16 protein-coding genes and 2 tRNA genes are annotated in these 18,108 nt (G+C 46.2%); 17 read left to right on the top strand and 1 reads right to left on the bottom strand.

Annotation, left to right across the window (positions count from 1 at the left end):
• Nucleotides 1-63: 63 nt before the first annotated feature.
• The 16 genes from ICN10_RS08670 to ICN10_RS08745 all read left to right on the top strand — a co-directional run bounded on the left by ICN10_RS08670 (nt 64) and on the right by ICN10_RS08745 (nt 14,130).
• Nucleotides 64-765, top strand: coding sequence for a CoA transferase subunit A (locus tag ICN10_RS08670; RefSeq protein ID WP_216214662.1), 702 nt, complete (start codon nt 64-66; stop codon nt 763-765).
• 42 nt (nt 766-807) lie between these two features.
• Nucleotides 808-1,458 carry a CoA transferase subunit B gene (locus tag ICN10_RS08675; RefSeq protein WP_068321494.1) on the top strand — a complete coding sequence of 217 codons (651 nt, stop codon included), beginning with the start codon at nt 808-810 and terminating at the stop codon, nt 1,456-1,458.
• Nucleotides 1,459-1,539: 81 nt separating this feature from the next.
• Complete coding sequence (locus ICN10_RS10210; protein ID WP_216214664.1) at nt 1,540-3,369, top strand: alpha/beta fold hydrolase; 1,830 nt, start codon at nt 1,540-1,542, stop codon at nt 3,367-3,369.
• Between the two features lie 21 nt (nt 3,370-3,390).
• Entirely contained in the window at nt 3,391-5,424 is a 2,034-nt protein-coding gene (locus tag ICN10_RS08685; protein WP_216214666.1) for a bifunctional (p)ppGpp synthetase/guanosine-3',5'-bis(diphosphate) 3'-pyrophosphohydrolase, read from the top strand.
• Nucleotides 5,425-5,442: 18 nt separating this feature from the next.
• Nucleotides 5,443-5,519 (top strand) — tRNA-Val (locus tag ICN10_RS08690).
• 124 nt (nt 5,520-5,643) lie between these two features.
• Nucleotides 5,644-7,566: a threonine--tRNA ligase gene (gene thrS / locus ICN10_RS08695; RefSeq protein ID WP_216214668.1), complete on the top strand. Its 1,923-nt coding sequence runs from the start codon at nt 5,644-5,646 to the stop codon at nt 7,564-7,566.
• Between the two features lie 42 nt (nt 7,567-7,608).
• A complete protein-coding gene (gene infC, locus ICN10_RS08700; protein ID WP_205627502.1) occupies nt 7,609-8,133 on the top strand; it encodes a translation initiation factor IF-3 in 525 nt (174 codons plus the stop codon).
• A 127-nt stretch (nt 8,134-8,260) separates the two neighbouring features.
• The gene (gene rpmI / locus ICN10_RS08705) at nt 8,261-8,458 is read left to right on the top strand and encodes a 50S ribosomal protein L35 (protein ID WP_011902674.1); all 198 of its coding nucleotides are present in this window, start codon (nt 8,261-8,263) and stop codon (nt 8,456-8,458) included.
• Between the two features lie 25 nt (nt 8,459-8,483).
• Nucleotides 8,484-8,849, top strand: coding sequence for a 50S ribosomal protein L20 (rplT, locus tag ICN10_RS08710; RefSeq protein ID WP_011902675.1), 366 nt, complete (start codon nt 8,484-8,486; stop codon nt 8,847-8,849).
• 25 nt (nt 8,850-8,874) lie between these two features.
• Nucleotides 8,875-9,921, top strand: coding sequence for a phenylalanine--tRNA ligase subunit alpha (gene pheS / locus ICN10_RS08715; protein ID WP_216156758.1), 1,047 nt, complete (start codon nt 8,875-8,877; stop codon nt 9,919-9,921).
• Nucleotides 9,922-9,954: 33 nt separating this feature from the next.
• Nucleotides 9,955-12,411 carry a phenylalanine--tRNA ligase subunit beta gene (pheT, locus tag ICN10_RS08720; RefSeq protein WP_216214670.1) on the top strand — a complete coding sequence of 819 codons (2,457 nt, stop codon included), beginning with the start codon at nt 9,955-9,957 and terminating at the stop codon, nt 12,409-12,411.
• 49 nt (nt 12,412-12,460) lie between these two features.
• Complete coding sequence (locus ICN10_RS08725) at nt 12,461-12,784, top strand: integration host factor subunit alpha (protein WP_068321512.1); 324 nt, start codon at nt 12,461-12,463, stop codon at nt 12,782-12,784.
• Nucleotides 12,762-13,112, top strand: a complete 351-nt coding sequence (locus ICN10_RS08730) for a MerR family transcriptional regulator (RefSeq protein ID WP_216214672.1) — start codon at nt 12,762-12,764, stop codon at nt 13,110-13,112. Before ICN10_RS08725 ends, ICN10_RS08730 begins: the two co-directional genes overlap by 23 nt.
• A gap of 25 nt (nt 13,113-13,137) precedes the next feature.
• Nucleotides 13,138-13,214 (top strand) — tRNA-Pro (locus ICN10_RS08735).
• A gap of 34 nt (nt 13,215-13,248) precedes the next feature.
• On the top strand, nt 13,249-13,662 hold the full coding sequence (locus tag ICN10_RS08740; RefSeq protein ID WP_216214674.1) for a PaaI family thioesterase: 414 nt from the start codon (nt 13,249-13,251) through the stop codon (nt 13,660-13,662).
• A gap of 183 nt (nt 13,663-13,845) precedes the next feature.
• The gene (locus ICN10_RS08745) at nt 13,846-14,130 is read left to right on the top strand and encodes an H-NS family nucleoid-associated regulatory protein (protein WP_216214676.1); all 285 of its coding nucleotides are present in this window, start codon (nt 13,846-13,848) and stop codon (nt 14,128-14,130) included.
• Between the two features lie 84 nt (nt 14,131-14,214).
• Here ICN10_RS08745 and ICN10_RS08750 read toward each other — a convergent pair whose 3' ends face one another.
• Entirely contained in the window at nt 14,215-14,913 is a 699-nt protein-coding gene (locus tag ICN10_RS08750; protein WP_216214678.1) for an excisionase family DNA-binding protein, read from the bottom strand.
• 299 nt (nt 14,914-15,212) lie between these two features.
• Between ICN10_RS08750 and ICN10_RS08755 the strand changes: the two genes are divergently transcribed.
• Nucleotides 15,213-18,068 (top strand): 2-oxoglutarate dehydrogenase E1 component, encoded by a 2,856-nt coding sequence (locus ICN10_RS08755; protein ID WP_216214680.1) that lies wholly within the window; start codon nt 15,213-15,215, stop codon nt 18,066-18,068.
• The last annotated feature ends 40 nt before the right edge of the window (nt 18,069-18,108 follow it).

Below are 18,108 nucleotides of genomic sequence, written 5' to 3' on the forward strand. Positions count from 1 at the left end.
TCAATGGGCTTGAAGCGTTATGATTGCTTTTTTACCCATTTTGGCAATATTAGGACAAAAGTTATGAATAAAACTTACCCATCGGCAGTTGATGCCTTGCGGGATATCTTAAAAGACGGACAAAAATTAGCCGTTGGCGGCTTTGGTCTTTGTGGCATTCCTGAAGCTTTGATCCAGGCAGTGAAGGATTTGGGTGCTCAAAACTTAACTGCTATTGCAAATAATGCTGGCGTTGATGGTTTCGGATTAGGTTTGTTGCTGAACTCGCGCCAAGTCAAAAAGATGGTTGCCTCATACGTGGGTGAAAACAAAGAATTTGAACGTCAGTATTTGGCAGGTGAGTTGGAGTTGGAATTTACGCCACAAGGAACCTTAGCTGAAAAATTACGCGCAGGTGGTTGCGGTATTCCTGCTTTCTATACCAAGACTGGTGTTGGCACTTTAGTTGCCGAAGGTAAAGAAGAAAAAGAATTCGATGGTGAAAAATACATCATGGAGCGTTCAATCGTTTCGGATATATCTTTGGTGAAAGCTTGGAAAGCAGATAAGTCTGGTAACTTGGTCTACCGCTATACAGCACGTAACTTCAATCCAGTTGTGGCAATGGCTGGCAAGATTACAGTGGCTGAAGTTGAGGAGATTGTTGAGAACGGTCAACTTCACCCGGATGAGATTCACACGCCTGGTATCTATGTACACCGCTTGGTGCTCCATACAACGCCAGAGAAGCGCATTGAGCAGCGCACGATGACTGCAAAAGCGTAATTTCACGAATAGCAATAGAACAGAATATTTAGGAAGATCGAAATGCCTTGGACAAGAGATGAGATGGCAGCACGTGCTGCTAAAGAATTAAAAGACGGTTACTACGTGAACTTGGGTATTGGTATGCCTACATTGGTTGCGAACCATGTACCAAAGGATATGGAAGTATGGCTCCAGTCTGAAAATGGCTTATTGGGTATTGGCCCATTTCCAACCGAAGAAACGATTGACGCAGACCTAATCAATGCTGGTAAGCAAACCATTACTACTTTGCCTGGTTCATCCATTTTTTCTTCTGCGGATTCTTTTGGAATGATTCGTGGCGGCAAAATCAATATTGCAATTTTGGGTGCAATGCAAGTGAGCGAACACGGCGATTTGGCCAACTGGATGATTCCAGGGAAAATGGTCAAAGGCATGGGTGGCGCGATGGACTTGGTAGCAGGCGTAAAGCACGTTGTTGTGCTTATGGAGCACGTTGCTAAGAAAAAAGATGGCACAGAAGAGCTCAAAATTTTGCCTAAGTGCACATTGCCTTTAACGGGCGTGGGCGTTATTAGTCAGATCATTACAGATCTATGTGTTCTTGACATTACTCCTAAGGGCTTAAAGTTGACAGAACTCGCTCCTGGCGTAACCAAAGAAGAAGTTATTGCTAAGACAGGTGCCCCTGTTGATACAACGGGTTTCTGAGCAATTTATCCAGATGAATGAAATAATGGAATCACTATGTCGGGATTCCATTTTCCTCACTCAAAGCCCTCGACACCAAAGATGAATTCTGGTGTTGATCCTTCGCTGCATGCTCATAAAAAGGGTGATGCAAAACACACCCATAGCAAGCAAGTCTCCAATCAAAATTTACTGTTAATTGCCTTAGTACTTACTTTAGGCTTTTCCGGTGTCGAAGGGGCGGCAGCATACTTCGCCAATTCATTGGCGTTGATTTCTGATGCTGGGCACATGGTTACCGATGCGGCAGCACTCGGATTGGCTTTGTTGGCGCAAATTATTTCCCGTCGTCCACCGTCTCCAAAACATTCATTTGGATTTGGAAGGGCGGAGGCCTTAGCTGCATTTGTTAATAGTATTGTGATGTTGGCCTTAGTCGTGTGGATTATGGTTGAGGCAATTAGTCGATTCTATGAGCCACATAAGGTAGACGGTCTTACCGTAACGGTTGTTGCTGCCATTGGCTTGTTGATGAACATCGTGGTTGCATGGGTGTTATCACGCGATAAGAAGAGTGTGAATACCCGCGCAGCTTTAGTACATGTCATGGGTGATTTGCTGGGATCAATCGCCGCACTGATTGCTGGTGTAGTTATCCAGTTAACAGGCTGGATGCCAATCGATGCCATTTTGTCTATTTTGGTTTCACTCTTGATTCTGAAATCCACGATCTCCATTCTTCATGAGTCATATCACTTCCTCATGGAGGGAGTGCCGCTCCACATCGATTATTTGCAGGTAGGCACTGATTTAAAAAATGTTCCCGGCGTATTGGCTGTTCATGATCTTCATGTCTGGGAAATGACCCCTAGCTTTCCAGCATTGATTGGTCATATTGAAATTGCCGATATTCAAGAATGGCCTCAGATCATGTCTAGAATTAATGAAATGCTGTTAGATAAACATGGTATCGATCATGTGACCTTGCAGCCCGAAGTGATTGGTGAGGACCATGATCATGAGCATGATCACGCCAGTCATGAAGTTCACAATGAAGCGCAGGCGGCAAATGTATTTCATGACGGCGAAACTTTTTATGTGGATTGCACTAGTGGCGATGAAAAACACCGCATGGCATATCACGCATGGGGCAATCCAGGTAATCCAGTATTGATGTGTGTTCATGGCCTTACAAGACGTGGCAGTGACTTTAAGACTCTCGCGCTAGCGATGTGCAAAGACTATTACGTTGTCTGTCCAGATATTGTTGGCAGGGGTGATTCAGATCGACTTAGTAATCCAATGCTTTATGCCGTGCCACAGTACGTTTCTGACATTGCTACGCTAGTTAAAAAGCTCGGTGTTTCACAAGTGGACTGGTTCGGTACATCTATGGGCGGTCTTATTGGAATGGTTTATGCGGCAATGCCAAATTCGCCAATACGTCGCATGCTAATTAATGATGTGGGCCCTAGAATTGAGCCTGAGGCCATCAAACGTTTAGGTTCTTACGTAGGTCAGCCCTTTGCGTTTGCCAATCGTGAAGATGCTCTTTCTCGCTTGAATGAAATCTGCGCCAGTTTTGGCGAGCACACTGCGCAAGAGTGGGAAATCTATAACGGACCTATGTTGATTCAGAAAGAAGGTAAATGGATTATGCATTACGACCCAGATATCTCAGTACCTTTTGCTTCAGTTAATCCAATCATGGCCAAGGCAGGTGAAATGGCGATGTGGCATGCCTTCAAGCAAATTCATATTCCAATGTTGATTGTGCGCGGCGGTAATTCCGATTTGCTGTCAGCAGCAACGGTAGCAGAAATGTGCAAAGTAAATCCTTATGCGCGCAGTATTGAGATTCCAAACGTAGGTCATGCTCCTGCATTTGTAAAGCCCGAACAAATTGCGTTGGCAAAAGAATTCTTTAGTTAATTCCTTATTTCATTTTTGCCGATGGCAAATGCTCCCACTAACCCCGAAAAGCTAGCAGTATTTCAGGATGCTTGGTATGGCGAGCCTGCTGAATCACACGCACTTGGGGTTTCGCAGATCCTGCAAACTCTCAACTTAGATGAAGCAACCCTCATTGCGGCAAGCAATATTGCACGCACCCACGGCAAAGAAGCGCTTATCAAGCTTATTGGTGAAGAGCCTGCTAAGTTACTGATTGGTTATCGAGGTTTGCGCCAGGCCCAAGCAAAGCTGATGCGTGACGATGGTGGCTTAAGTGTTACTGGCCAAGAAGAAATGCTCCGCAAAATGCTTTTAGCATTCGGTGATGACTTAAGGGTGGTGCTGATCTATCTCGCATCTCGATTGCAGACCCTGCGCTGGGTCACCCAGGAAAAAATCGAGATGCCAGCTGCTTGGGCGCAAGAAATTCTCAATATCGATGCCTCATTAGCCAACCGTCTTGGTATTTGGCAGATGAAGTGGGAGATGGAGGATTTAGCATTCCGGGCGCTGTCTCCAGATACTTATCGTGAGATAGCCAAGATGCTCGATGCAAAACGTATTGAGCGCCAATCCTTTATTGATCAAATTGTTTTGCAGCTGCAGGAAGAGCTCAAGGCTGCGCAAATTGATGGTGAAGTACTTGGGCGACCTAAGCACATCTATAGCATCTGGAAAAAAATGCAAGGCAAGTCTTTAGATTTTGCCAGCCTCTATGACGTTAGAGCATTTCGAGTTTTAGTTGATGATGTGAAGTCTTGCTATGCCGTGCTGGGTATTGTGCATAACGTTTGGCAACCAGTGCCGCGTGAATTTGATGATTACATTGCTAGACCTAAACCCAACGGCTATCAATCCCTGCATACCGTAGTCATGAATGATGACGGTACTGCATTTGAAATTCAGGTGCGTACACAAGAAATGCATCAGCAAGCTGAGTATGGTTTGGCAGCACACTGGCGTTACAAGGAGGGTGCTTATGTTGGAATGGCGACGCCACCTAACCCAACCAAAACCAATAAGCCCAGTGCCAACCATCAGCAAGGCACGCACAGCGCAGAGGTAGCTTACGAGAGGCAAATAGCCTGGGCTCGTCAGCTCATCTCTTGGAAGGAAGATGCTTGGGAGCAACTTAAGCACCATGAGATTGACGATCATATTTATGTGCTCACTCCCTTGGGTAAGGTGATCTCATTAGAGAAGGGCTCAACGCCAATTGATTTTGCTTATGCGGTGCATACCAATCTTGGTCATCGTTGTAGAGGCGCAAGAGTAGATGGCGCTATGGTGCCGTTGGAGACATCCCTGCAGAATGGTCAAACAGTTGAAATCATTGCGGTCAAGCATGGCGGTCCATCACGCGACTGGATTAGCCCTGATAAAAATTACCTGCGCTCGCAAAGAGCGCGCCAAAGAGTGCGCGCTTGGTTTAATGCTTTGGATGATGAAGAAGCGGGGCAGTCTTCCAAGACTGTAGAGAGTAAAAACGAAGCAAGCCCAGAACTAAAGGCTACTCCTGTCACACCCGAAATTGTCTTGCGTAGTAGCACGCATAAATCTGGGCGGGGTGGTGACGTCTTGGTGGTTGGGGTGGATTCTTTGTTAACGCAGTTGGCGCGTTGCTGCAGACCTGTTCCTCCAGACGCTATTGCCGGATTTGTGACTCAAGGTAGAGGGGTGTCGATTCATCGACGCTCATGCAAAACCTTCAGAGGTCTTTTGGAAAGGGCCCCGGAGCGAGTAATTCAAACAGCTTGGACAGCTTCAGCAGCAGATCCTATCGTCAATCAGGAGCAAAAACGGGTATTCCCAGCAGATTTGGTTGTAACTGGCTTAGATCGACCTGAGCTCATGCGGGAGCTCTTTGAGATTCTCACGCGGCAGGGCGTTCATGTGATTGATTTACGTAAATCAGCCAAAAAGGGCTTGGCTCAGATCCTTTTAACGGTTGAGGTGAAGGATTCTGAAGTGTTGCGAGTGGTTCAAAACAGCCTAGAAGAGGTCAAAGGGGTCACCCAAGTGCGTCGCCGGTGATAAACTCTATGGCTGTATAGGCTCGTAGCTCAGCTGGTTAGAGCACCACCTTGACATGGTGGGGGTCGTTGGTTCGAGTCCAATCGAGCCTACCAACGAATAAGACCCAAAAGAAGTGCCATTAAGGACTTCAAAGAGGCGCGGATGCCCACAAGCTACCGCGCTTTCTTTTTGGGAAAGAAGTTAGGAATGAAGTTCAGTAAATAAGATGGGGTCATCATGCTTGTAGTTACTCTGCCCGATGGATCAAAACGTGAGTTTGAGGCGCCTGTTCGCGTAGCGGATGTTGCGCAAAGCATCGGTAGTGGTCTTGCAAAAGCCGCTTTAGGCGGCATTGTTGACGGCAAGATGGTGGATACCAGTTTTGTTATTGATAAAGATAGTCAGCTTGCCATCATTACCGATAAGAGTCCTGAAGCATTAGAGATTGTTCGTCACTCAACTGCTCACTTATTGGCATACGCTGTAAAAGAATTATTTCCTGAAGCGCAAGTTACGATTGGCCCAGTGATCGAGAATGGTTTTTATTATGACTTCTCATATCACCGCCCATTTACTCCAGATGACTTAGTTGCTTTAGAAAAGAAAATGACTGAGCTCGCTAAAAAAGATGAGCCAGTAACGCGTACCGTAATGCCGCGCGATGAAGCTGTTGAGTTTTTCAAAAAGCAGGGTGAAAACTACAAAGCAGAATTGATTGCCAGCATTCCGCAAGGCGAAGATGTTTCCCTTTATGCAGAAGGCAAGTTCACCGACTTGTGCCGCGGCCCGCACGTACCCTCTACCGGAAAGCTCAAGGTATTTAAGCTGATGAAGCTTGCTGGTGCTTACTGGCGTGGCGACAGCAAGAATGAGATGCTGCAGCGTATCTACGGTACAGCTTGGTTACGTAAAGAAGATCAAGATGCTTACTTGCATATGCTTGAAGAGTCTGAGAAGCGTGATCATCGTCGTCTTGGTAAACAGCTTGATTTATTTCATTTCCAAGAAGAAGCTCCAGGCTTAATTTTTTGGCACCCAAAAGGTTGGTCAATTTGGCAAGAAGTTGAGCAATACATGCGTCGCGTGTATCAGCAAGAAGGCTACCAAGAAGTTAAAGCGCCACAAATTTTGGATCGTGGTCTGTGGGAAAAATCCGGCCACTGGGAAAACTACAAAGAGAATATGTTTACGACAGAGTCGGAAAATCGTGCTTATGCATTAAAGCCGATGAACTGTCCTGGTCACGTACAAATTTATAACTCTGGTTTGCATAGCTATCGTGAGTTGCCATTACGCTTTGGTGAATTTGGTCAATGTCATCGCAATGAACCATCGGGCGCTTTGCATGGTTTGATGCGCGTACGTGGATTCACACAAGATGATGGTCATATTTTCTGTACCGAAGATCAAATTCAATCTGAGGTGGCCGCATTTGATAAAGCAGTTCGTGCTGTTTATCAAGATTTTGGCTTTACCGAGGTCGCCGTAAAACTTGCTTTACGTCCAGCCAAACGCGTTGGCGATGACGCCATTTGGGATAAGGCTGAAGATGCTCTGCGCGGCGCCTTGAAGGCCTCTGGCCAGGAATGGGAAGAATTGCCAGGCGAAGGTGCTTTTTACGGTCCAAAGATCGAATATCACCTCAAGGACTCTATTGGGCGTACATGGCAGTGCGGCACGATCCAGGTGGACTTCTCCATGCCAGCCCGTTTAGGTGCTGAATACGTGGCTGAAGACAATAGCCGTAAGACTCCAGTCATGCTTCATAGGGCAATTGTGGGCTCTTTAGAGCGTTTTATTGGTATTTTGATCGAAAATCACGCTGGAAACATGCCGGTTTGGCTTGCTCCGACCCAGGCTGTAGTCCTCAATATTTCAGGAAATTCTGCTGCATATGCACAACAAGTGCAGCAATTGCTGAAAAAACAAGGGTTTAGAGTCGAATCCGATTTGCGGAACGAGAAAATTACGTATAAAATACGCGAGCACGCATTACAGAAGATCCCGTTTTTGCTCGTTGTAGGGGATAAAGAATCTGAAAGTAATACGGTAGCCGTTCGTGCCCGTGGCGGAGTGGATTTAGGAGTAATGCCTATTGATGCCTTCGTTGCCCGACTCCAGCAGGATATATCCCAGAAGGTCGGACCCGAGCCTAGCTAGGGTTAGAACGGTTTTTATTGTTTTTTTAAAGGAATTAAGAAGATCGCTACTGAAAAATTGCAACGCATTAACCGGGAAATTACTGCTCCTGAAGTGCGTTTGATTGGAATTGATGGAGAGCCCATCGGTGTAGTTAAGTTGAGTGAAGCCTTGGCTGCAGCAGAAGAGAAAGAAACCGACCTGGTTGAAATTGCTCCGACGGCTGTACCACCTGTAGTCCGCATCATGGACTTCGGCAAATTCAAATACCAAGAAGCCAAGCGGATGCATGAAGCAAAGCTGAAGCAAAAGGTAATTCAGGTGAAGGAAGTTAAATTCCGCCCTGGTACTGATGATGGTGACTACGGAGTGAAGCTACGCAATCTAATCCGCTTTTTAGAAGATGGCGATAAGACAAAGATTACGCTGCGGTTTCGGGGTCGTGAAATGGCCCACCAAGAAATCGGAGTCAGAATGTTGGAGCGTTTGAAGTTGGATCTCGTTGAATACGGCCAAGTCGAACAGTTTCCAAAGATGGAAGGCCGCCAGATGGTGATGGTATTGGCCCCCATTCGTAAGGCTAAGTAATCAGGTTCTACCTGGTTCTTATGTAGGGAGGCGCTGAAAGGCGCCGGTAGTTTGAAGTGCTTCTGGGTACAGGAAGAGTAACCGTCGGTTACCACCTATGTTGCACAAGTAATTGAAGGGGTGCTTTATGCCCAAGATGAAGAGCAAGAGTAGCGCTAAAAAGCGCTTCACGGTTCGCGCAGGCGGAACGATTAAACGAGGTCAGGCTTTCAAACGCCACATCCTCACCAAGAAGACCACAAAGAATAAGCGTCACCTCCGTGGTTCCACAGAAGTTGCGAAAGCTGACGTTAAGTCAATTCGCTCTATGCTTCCATACGCTTAACCTCAGACTAGATTAGGAGAATTAAATGCCAAGAGTCAAACGTGGGGTTACAGCAAGAGCCCGTCATAAGAAAATCACCGATGCCGCTACAGGTTACCGTGGCCGTCGTAAGAACGTATTCCGTATTGCTAAGCAAGCGGTTATGCGTGCTGGTCAATATGCATATCGTGACCGTCGCAACAAGAAACGTGTATTCCGCGCTTTGTGGATTGCTCGTATCAACGCGGCAGTTCGTCAGCATGACATGACCTATAGCGTATTCATGAATGGTATGAAGAAAGCTGCGATCGAACTCGACCGCAAAGTACTTTCTGATATGGCCATTGCTGACAAAGCGGCTTTCGCTGCTTTGGTTACTCGGATCAAATCCGTAGTAAACGCTGCAGCTTAATCTTAGTTTTCTAAACTAAGCTGCAATGGTTTCTCTCGACCACATTGTCGAGGATGCTAAACGTGATTTCCTCGGGGCTGCCGATGCGGCAGCTCTAGAGGACGCGAAAGCCAAGTATCTCGGTAAGTCAGGTGTTCTCACTGAGCGTTTAAAAGCGCTTGGTGGAATGTCGCCTGAGGAACGCAAGAGTGCTGGCGCCCAAATTAATCAAATCAAAACCCAAGTAGAAGCTGCATTACAAGAGCGTCGCCAAGCTTTGGCCGATGCTGTGTTGATGCAACGTCTTGCTGCGGAATCTATTGACGTTTCCTTGCCTGGCCGTGGTCAAGCAGTAGGTAGCTTGCATCCTGTGATGCGCACCTGGGAACGCGTTGAAGAGATCTTTCGTTCGATTGGTTTTGATGTAGCAGATGGCCCTGAAATTGAAACCGATTGGTTTAATTTCACCGCCTTAAATAGTCCCGAGAATCATCCTGCTCGTTCTATGCAGGACACTTTTTATATCGATGGCAAAGATTCCAACGAGAAGCCTTTGTTATTGCGCACGCATACCAGCCCAATTCAGGTTCGCTATGCGAGCGAGCATGTTAAGAAATACGCCAACGCAGATGTGATGCCGCCAATCAAAGTGATTGCCCCTGGTAGAACCTATCGCGTTGATAGCGATGCAACGCATTCACCGATGTTCCATCAGGTTGAAGGCTTATGGATTGCTGAGAGTGTTTCATTTGCAGATCTCAAGGGTGTCTATACAGACTTCTTAAGAACTTTCTTTGAAACAAACGAGTTGCAAGTTCGTTTCCGTCCATCCTATTTCCCATTTACTGAGCCATCGGCTGAAATCGATATGGCCTTTGGTAGCGGCAAGCTTGCCGGCCGCTGGTTGGAAATCTCCGGAGCAGGGCAAGTGCATCCAAACGTATTGCGCAATATGGGCATTGACCCAGAGCGTTATACCGGATTTGCCTTTGGATCTGGATTGGAGCGCTTAACCATGTTGCGTTATGGCGTTGACGATTTACGTCTCTTCTTCGAAAACGATCTGCGTTTCTTGGCGCAGTTCCCCGCATAACCAAATCAGCATTACTAAATCTTAGATCGCGCTATGCAATTTTCTGAATCTTGGCTCCGTCAGTATGTAAACCCATCGCTTGATAGTGATGCGCTTGGTCATGCAATGACTATGGCGGGTTTAGAAGTTGAAGAGCAACATTCAGTAGCGCCAGCATTTACTAAGATTGTGATTGCACAAATTTTGTCTGCTGAGCAACATCCTGACGCAGACCGTTTGCGTGTTTGCAAAGTGGATGCAGGTACTGGTCAAGAGTTACAAATCGTTTGTGGCGCACCTAATGCGCGCGCTGGCATCAAGATTCCTTGCGCAATGGTTGGCGCTGAATTGCCTCCGGCAGAAGTGGGCGGCAAGCCTTTCCTGATTAAAGTCGGCAAACTACGTGGCGTAGAAAGCCAAGGCATGTTGTGTTCTGGTCGCGAACTTGGATTGGGCGATGATCATGAAGGCATCTTAGAATTGCCTGAAGATGCACCAGTCGGAAAAGATATTCGTGAATATCTCAATCTCGATGATCAAATCTACGTCATTAAGCTAACACCAAATAAAGCTGATTGCCTCTCATTAATGGGGATGGCAAGAGAAGTCTCAGCAATCACTGGCACTGCACTCTGTGCGCCAAAGTGGACTCCGCCTGCAGTAACAATCGAAGATAAGCGTAAAGTCACAGTAGAAAATAAAGAGCTTTGCGGACGCTTTGCTGGTCGAGTCATTCGTGGTGTGAATCCGCAAGCTAAAACACCCGATTGGATGATTCAGCGTCTTTGTAATGCTGGTCAAAGAAGTATCTCTGCCTTGGTCGACCTTTCTAACTATGTGATGTTAGAAATGGGGCAACCAACCCACGTATTTGATATCGATAAATTAAATGGCGACATCAATGTTCGTTGGGCAAAAGCTGGTGAAACACTGGAGCTTCTCAACGGTCAAACAGTGACTTTGCAAGGTCCGGACTCTGCAGGCAAGATGCAAGAAGCAGGCGTAGTTGCTGATCAGAACGGTCCAGTAGCACTTGCAGGCATCATGGGGGGAAATCACTGCGCAGTAACAGATGACACTAAGAATATCTATGTTGAAGCAGCTTATTGGCTGCCCTCAGCTATTCAGGGCCGTGCTCGACGTTTTAACTTCAGCACTGATGCGGCTCACCGTTTCGAACGCGGCGTAGATCCACAAAATACAGTTAATTGCCTGGAATATTTGAGTGCTTTAATCATTGAGGTTTGCGGTGGTCAAGCAGGCCCAGTGGATGATCAGGTTCTCAATGTTCCAGAGCGTAAGCCGGTCAAAATGCGTTTGTCTAGAGCTGAAAAAGTCATCGGCATTCCGCTAACAAGTGAAGTAGTGGCTGATGTATTTAAGCGTCTCGGTTTTGAATTCAAGCAAGAGGGTGATGCTTTTGTTATTACACCTCCAAGCTATCGTTTTGATATCGAAATCGAAGAAGATTTAATTGAAGAAGTCGCACGCATGTACGGCTTCGAAAATATTCCCGATCAACCACCAATAGCCTCATTGAAGATGAGTGCTAAAGCGGAAGCGAAGCGTGGTATTCATTTACTGCGTCAGCGCTTAGCTTTGCAAGGTTACCAAGAGGCTGTGAACTTTGGTTTTACGGACCTTGAAAGTGAACAGCGTCTTGCTGGCGCTAAAGAGCAAGATCTCATTAAGGTGCTCAATCCGATCGCCAATCAATATGGCGTGATGCGTAGCAATCTTTGGGGTGGCTTGCTAGGTAACCTTAAAGCCAATTTAAACCGCGGAGCAGGGCGTGTTCGCCTGTTTGAGACTGGCCGCGTATTTAAGCGCGACCCTAATGTGCAAGAAGAAGCCGGCAAAGTGGCAGGTTTTCATCAACCGCAAAAAATCGGCGGCTTAGCTTATGGTTCATTCGTACCCGAGCAGTGGTCCAATGCAACGCGTGCAGTAGATTTCTTTGATGTGAAGGGTGATCTTGAGCGCGTTTTAGATCCACTGCATTTCGTGACAGAAGCCGCACAGCATCCAGCATTACATCCTGGTCGTTCAGCACAGGTGATTTTGAAGGCTGGCAAAAACAATATTGCCATTGGTTGGATTGGTGAATTACACCCAGGCTTACAACAAGCGTACGAACTCCCCCAAGCACCAGTGTTGTTTGAGTTAGATTTAGAGCCTATTCGTGAACTCGGTTTACCTGTACCTGAAGAGTTAAGTAAATTTCCTGCCGTGCAACGAGATTTGGCATTGGTAGTGAAGCAAAGTGTTTCCGCGCAATCTTTGCTAGATGTCATGGCTGCGAGCAAACAGAATTTTGTACGCAATATTGAGCTCTTTGATGAGTTCAAGCCAAAGGCGGGCTCGAGCAGCATGGCTGACGATGAGAAGAGTTTAGCTTTCCGTGTCACCCTGTTAAACCCTAATGAAACATTGCAAGATCCCCAAATTGATGCAGTAATGGCTGCTTTATTGGCTGCCGTTGAGAAAAAGTGCGCAGCCCGTTTGCGCTAGGTTTAGTATTAGATATAAATCAAATAATTAGTTACCAAAGAGACTAGCAATGACCGAATTGATTTCTAACGATACCGTTACTAAGAATGAGCTTTCAGAGGCTCTCTTTGACCAGGTTGGATTGAACAAGCGTGAAGCGAAAGACATGATTGATGCTTTCTTTGACCGTATTGGCCAATCACTTGAGACGGGCGTAGAAGTAAAGATTTCTGGTTTTGGTAATTTCCAGTTGCGCAATAAATCGGCTCGTCCTGGCCGAAATCCAAAGACAGGTCAAATGATTCCGATTGCTGCTAGACGCGTAGTAACTTTTCACGCCAGTCAAAAGCTTAAAGATGTAGTGGAGTCACATGCTCGAGAAAACCGAGTTTGATGCTGGCTCAGTACTGCTGAGCTCTCAACTTCCCCCAATACCTGCCAAGCGCTATTTCACCATTGGTGAAGTAGCAGATCTGTGTGGCGTTCGTTCGCATGTCCTGCGTTACTGGGAGCAAGAGTTTTCCCAGTTAAGCCCGCAAAAACGACGTGGTAACCGTCGCTACTATCAGCATCACGAAGTCGTCCTGATCAGAAAAATCCGCTCACTTCTCTATGAAGAGGGTTTTACGATTAGCGGCGCACGCAATCGCCTGGAAGAAGCTCGCGGCGACCTTCGTCTGCGCGAAGAATTGCAAGCAGTTCTGCAGATTCTCTCTAAATAGTTACTGATACAATTTTGTCTTTCGTCGGGGCGTAGCGCAGCCTGGTAGCGTACATGCATGGGGTGCATGTGGTCGGAGGTTCAAATCCTCTCGCCCCGACCATTCAACTTCATCCCATACTTTCAGAATTCATTTCATGACAAGCACTGATAAAACCACAGAGTATTTTGGACTCAAGATTCCTTTTTTAGCGCACTTAGGCGTAGTTCCTGAATATGCAAAAGATGGCAAGTCTCGGATCAGCCTGGAGATTAGACCTGAATATGAAAATAGCTTTGGAATTGCCCACGGCGGCGTCATTATGACCTTGCTCGATTTTGCGATGGGAGCAGCAGCTAGAAGCACTACTGACGTTCCTCTTGGTGCAATGACGATTGATATGACCGTCAGCTTTTTACGGCCTAGCGTGGGCAAAATCGCCGTTGAAGGCACCATTTTGAAGCCGGGCAAAACCATTAACTATTGTGAGGCGATTGTTTTGAATGAGGCGGGGGAGATAACCGCTAAATCTAGCGGAACCTTTATGCTTAGAAAATCGAGTGCACCTTAATTAAGCATAGTATTTATAAGGATTATGTCTTTTATTTAATTTAATTGATATAGCACTAATAAATATAGGTTAATAATCTCAATAATATATATTGTCAGGCAGTTTAATTTATATATAATCACTCTCTAATGCAGTTTATTTACGCTGCATATATCTACTTATTATTCGGAGAGTGAAAACAATATGCCTTCTTATAAAGAGCTTTTAGCCCAACGCGAGCAGTTGGATAAACAGATTAAAGAAGCAATTGCCCTAGAAAAGGCAGATGGTATCGCCAAGGCAAAGGTCATTATTGAGCAATACAACCTAACTGCTGCTGACTTATTTAGCCGTAAAGCGGGCGTTAAGAGTGCTGGCGGCAAGGTTGCCCCTAAATATCGCAATCCTTCTACAGGTGAAACTTGGACTGGTCGCGGCAAGGCGCCTAAGTGGATTGAGGGTAGAGATCGCAGTAGTTATTTAATCTAAATCCTTGTTTTAGTTGGGATTTAATACAAAAGGCCGCAAATTGCGGCCTTTTTGTTTGATTCGGCGTTCCTATCTGGCTAAATGTTATGCGCACTTCCTAGTAAGGGCCTCAACAAATAGTGGCTCTAATAATTCATGCCTGCTTCCATGGGTCCAACTTCCCTCTGCTTCTGGATTGGTGGCTGGATAGCCAATAATGAGCGGATTGAGGTCAATAAGGCCGTTTTTGAGTTCCTTTTTGATGCTTTCGCTTAACGGGGGTTTGCCGCCTGAATTCTCATCCGCAAGAGTGACTACGCCAGGATGTAGCTTAATAAAACCTTCATCTACTAGAATAGGTATGCGCTGTGTATCCTTGTTTTTACTAAGATAATGGATTAAATGGACTTGCTCTACCGGGGGAATAAGGGCATCCAAAAAGATCAAATCAGGGGCTATGGATACGGCTTTCATGAGACCCTCTAGACTATCTACTGCCATTTCCATATCCACTTTGAGCTGCCAATCGGCAATGGCCTCTATTAATTCTTGCCCATTTTCAGATCTTCTAAATATCCCCATAGCAACGCAGTTTTGGGTTGTCTTTTGGCGCATAGCTCTCTTTCTGCGTTGTAACTGCTGCTCCAACGAACTGGCTAATATCCGGCGGTGTCCTCCCCGAGTCTTCCAGGCAATTAATTCACCCAATTCCACCATTTTCTGAACGGTGCCCAAGGAAACTTGTAAAACCTTGGCGCTTTGGCGGGTGCTGAGATATTCCGTTTCTGGGGTAATTGATTTCATATTTCCCTTAATTTCATTTAATTGTTTGAAGATTTAGAGAATAAAAATCAAAATCATTTGAATCTGTCGGCAATCCTTTAAAGAGGGGTAGGAAAGTTCTTATTAATTGCTCTAAATAGGGAGATACCCCCAAAACCCCTTAAATCAGGGAAAGCCCTTTATGTATCAATGGTCATTCGTGTTAAATTACTGTCGTAGTACCGGTATTTGCACAGATCAATTCGTGAAGCGGTATAGCCGTAGAGCGGATGGTTTTAACCACAGTTTTTAATCGGGAAACCCGATGAAAGGTGAGCATCATGATGCAGGATCAAAGAGATAACTCCTATCTCTTCGGCGGAAACGCCCCCTACGTAGAGGAACTCTACGAATCCTACTTGCACGATCCAGCTTCCGTAGCTGATCATTGGCGAGATTATTTCGATAACGTGAAACAGGTTCCAGCAGTTGATGGTTCATCTCGAACTGACATTGCGCACGGACCGATTGTTGCTTCATTTGCTGAGCGCGCTAAGCAAGGTCCTATCAGAACGATTTCTGATTCGGCTGACTCAGAGATGGGCCGCAAACGCGTTGCTGTTCAGCAGTTAATTGCCGCGTATCGTAACGTTGGCAATCGCTGGGCAAACTTAGATCCATTAAAGCGGACAGAGCGCCAGGATATTCCTGAGTTAGATCCCGCTTTCTATGGCTTTACTGATGGCGATATGGATATCGTCTTCAATACAAGTAATACATTCTTCGGCAAGAACGAAATGTCTTTGCGCGATTTGCTCCAAGCATTGCGCGAAACATATTGCGGCACGATAGGTGTCGAGTTCATGTTCATTGCCGATCAAAAGATTAAGAAGTGGTGGCAAGAGAAGTTGGAGTCCATTCGCTCAACTCCACAATTTAATGTGGAAGAGAAGCGTCAGATTTTGGACCGCGTAACTGCTGCTGAAGGTCTAGAGCGTTACCTCCAGGCTAAGTATGTTGGTCAAAAGCGCTTCTCCTTAGAGGGTGGCGAGAGCTTTATTGCTTGTATGGACGAGTTGATTCGTGATGCAGGCAATAAAGGCGTTCAAGAGATCGTTATTGGTATGGCCCACCGTGGTCGTCTCAACGTATTGGTAAACACCTTGGGCAAAATGCCTAAAGACTTGTTTGCAGAGTTTGAGCACAAAGGCCCTGAAACATTACCTGCGGGTGACGTGAAGTATCACCAAGGCTTCTCAAGCGATATTTCTACTCCTGGCGGTCCGGTTCACTTGTCATTGGCATTTAACCCATCCCATTTGGAGATTGTTAACCCAGTAGTTGAAGGTTCTGCACGTGCTCGTATGGAGCGTCGCGGTGACATGTTGGGTGAGCAAGTAATGCCAGTTTTAGTTCATGGCGATGCTGCGATTGCGGGTCAGGGCGTAATGCAAGAGACTTTGGCGATGTCTGAGGTTCGCGGTTACTCCACCGGCGGTACAGTTCACATTGTGATTAACAACCAAATTGGTTTCACAACTTCTGATCCACGTGACTTGCGTTCCAGCTTGTATTGCACGGACATCATGAAGATTGTTGATGCCCCTGTATTGCACGTGAACGGTGATGATCCTGAAGCGGTAGTTTTAGCTACAAAGTTAGCTCTCGAATTCCGCATGAAGTTTCATAAGGATGTTGCGATTGACATCATTTGCTTCCGTAAGCTTGGTCACAATGAGCAAGATACGCCTGCAATGACTCAGCCTTTGATGTACAAAATCATTGCTGCGCATCCTGGAACGCGTAAGGTTTATGCCGACAGATTAGAGGCGCAAGGTGTATTGCCTGCTGGTACTGGTGACCTGATGGTTAAAGAGTATCGCGCTGCAATGGATGAAGGTAAGCAGACATCTGATCCAGTATTGAGTAACTTCAAAGGTAAGTTTGCTGTGGATTGGTCTCCATTCTTAAATAAGAAGTGGACCGATGAAGCCGATACAGCGATTCCGTTGACTGAGTGGAAGCGCTTGGCTGAGAAGATTTCTACTATTCCAGAAGGTTTCAAAGCACACCCATTAGTTGCTAAGGTTTATAACGACCGCGCAGCAATGGGTCGTGGCGAGGCAAACATTGACTGGGGTATGGGTGAGCATATGGCTTTCGCATCTTTAGTTGCAAGTGGCTACCCAGTACGCTTGTCTGGCGAGGACAGTGGACGCGGCACCTTTACTCACCGTCATGCGGTATTGCATGAGCAAAACCGTGAGAAGTGGGATACAGGTACTTACATTGCACTTCAGCATGTCACAAAGGATCAAGCACCGTTTGTGGTGATTGACTCTATTCTTTCTGAAGAGGCAGTTCTTGGATTCGAGTACGGTTACGCTGCAGCTGAACCAAACACACTCACTATCTGGGAAGCTCAATTCGGTGACTTTGCTAACGGCGCACAGGTTGTTATTGACCAGTTCATCGCTTCTGGCGAAGTGAAGTGGGGTCGTGCCAATGGTTTAGTAATGATGTTGCCGCACGGTTATGAAGGTCAAGGCCCAGAGCATTCCTCTGCACGTCTTGAGCGCTTTATGCAGTTATGTGCTGATACCAATATGCAGGTTATTCAGCCGACTACCGCAGCGCAAATCTTCCACGTATTGCGTCGTCAGATGATTCGTCAGTTCCGCAAGCCGCTGATCTTGATGACACCAAAATCATTGCTGCGTAATAAAGAAGCTGCATCACCTTTATCTGAATTTACAAAAGGTGGTTTCCAAACTGTTATTGGTGAGCGTGATGAGTCTCTCGACGCTAAACAAGTCACTCGTTTGGTAATGTGTTCAGGCAAGGTCTATTACGACTTGGTTAAGCAACGTGCCGAGAAGAAGATTGGCGATGTTGCCATTATTCGCTTGGAGCAGTTGTATCCATTCCCGCACAAAGCAGTGACTGCTGAAATGAAGAAATATCCAAAGTTGGAAGACGTGGTTTGGTGTCAAGATGAGCCACAAAACCAGGGTGCTTGGTTCTTCGTGCAACACAATATCTTGGAAAACATGTCTGATGGTATGAAGTTGGGCTATGCAGGCCGTCCTGCATCAGCATCACCAGCTTGTGGTTATGCCCATCTCCACCAAGAACAGCAGAAGTCTTTACTGAATGCGGCATTTGCCAAACTCAAAGGTTACGTGATCACGAAATAATCGTCTTCATAACTCAACATACACATATATAAACAGGATT

It is taken from the genome of Polynucleobacter sp. 86C-FISCH, from assembly GCF_018882415.1.
Classification (GTDB): domain Bacteria; phylum Pseudomonadota; class Gammaproteobacteria; order Burkholderiales; family Burkholderiaceae; genus Polynucleobacter.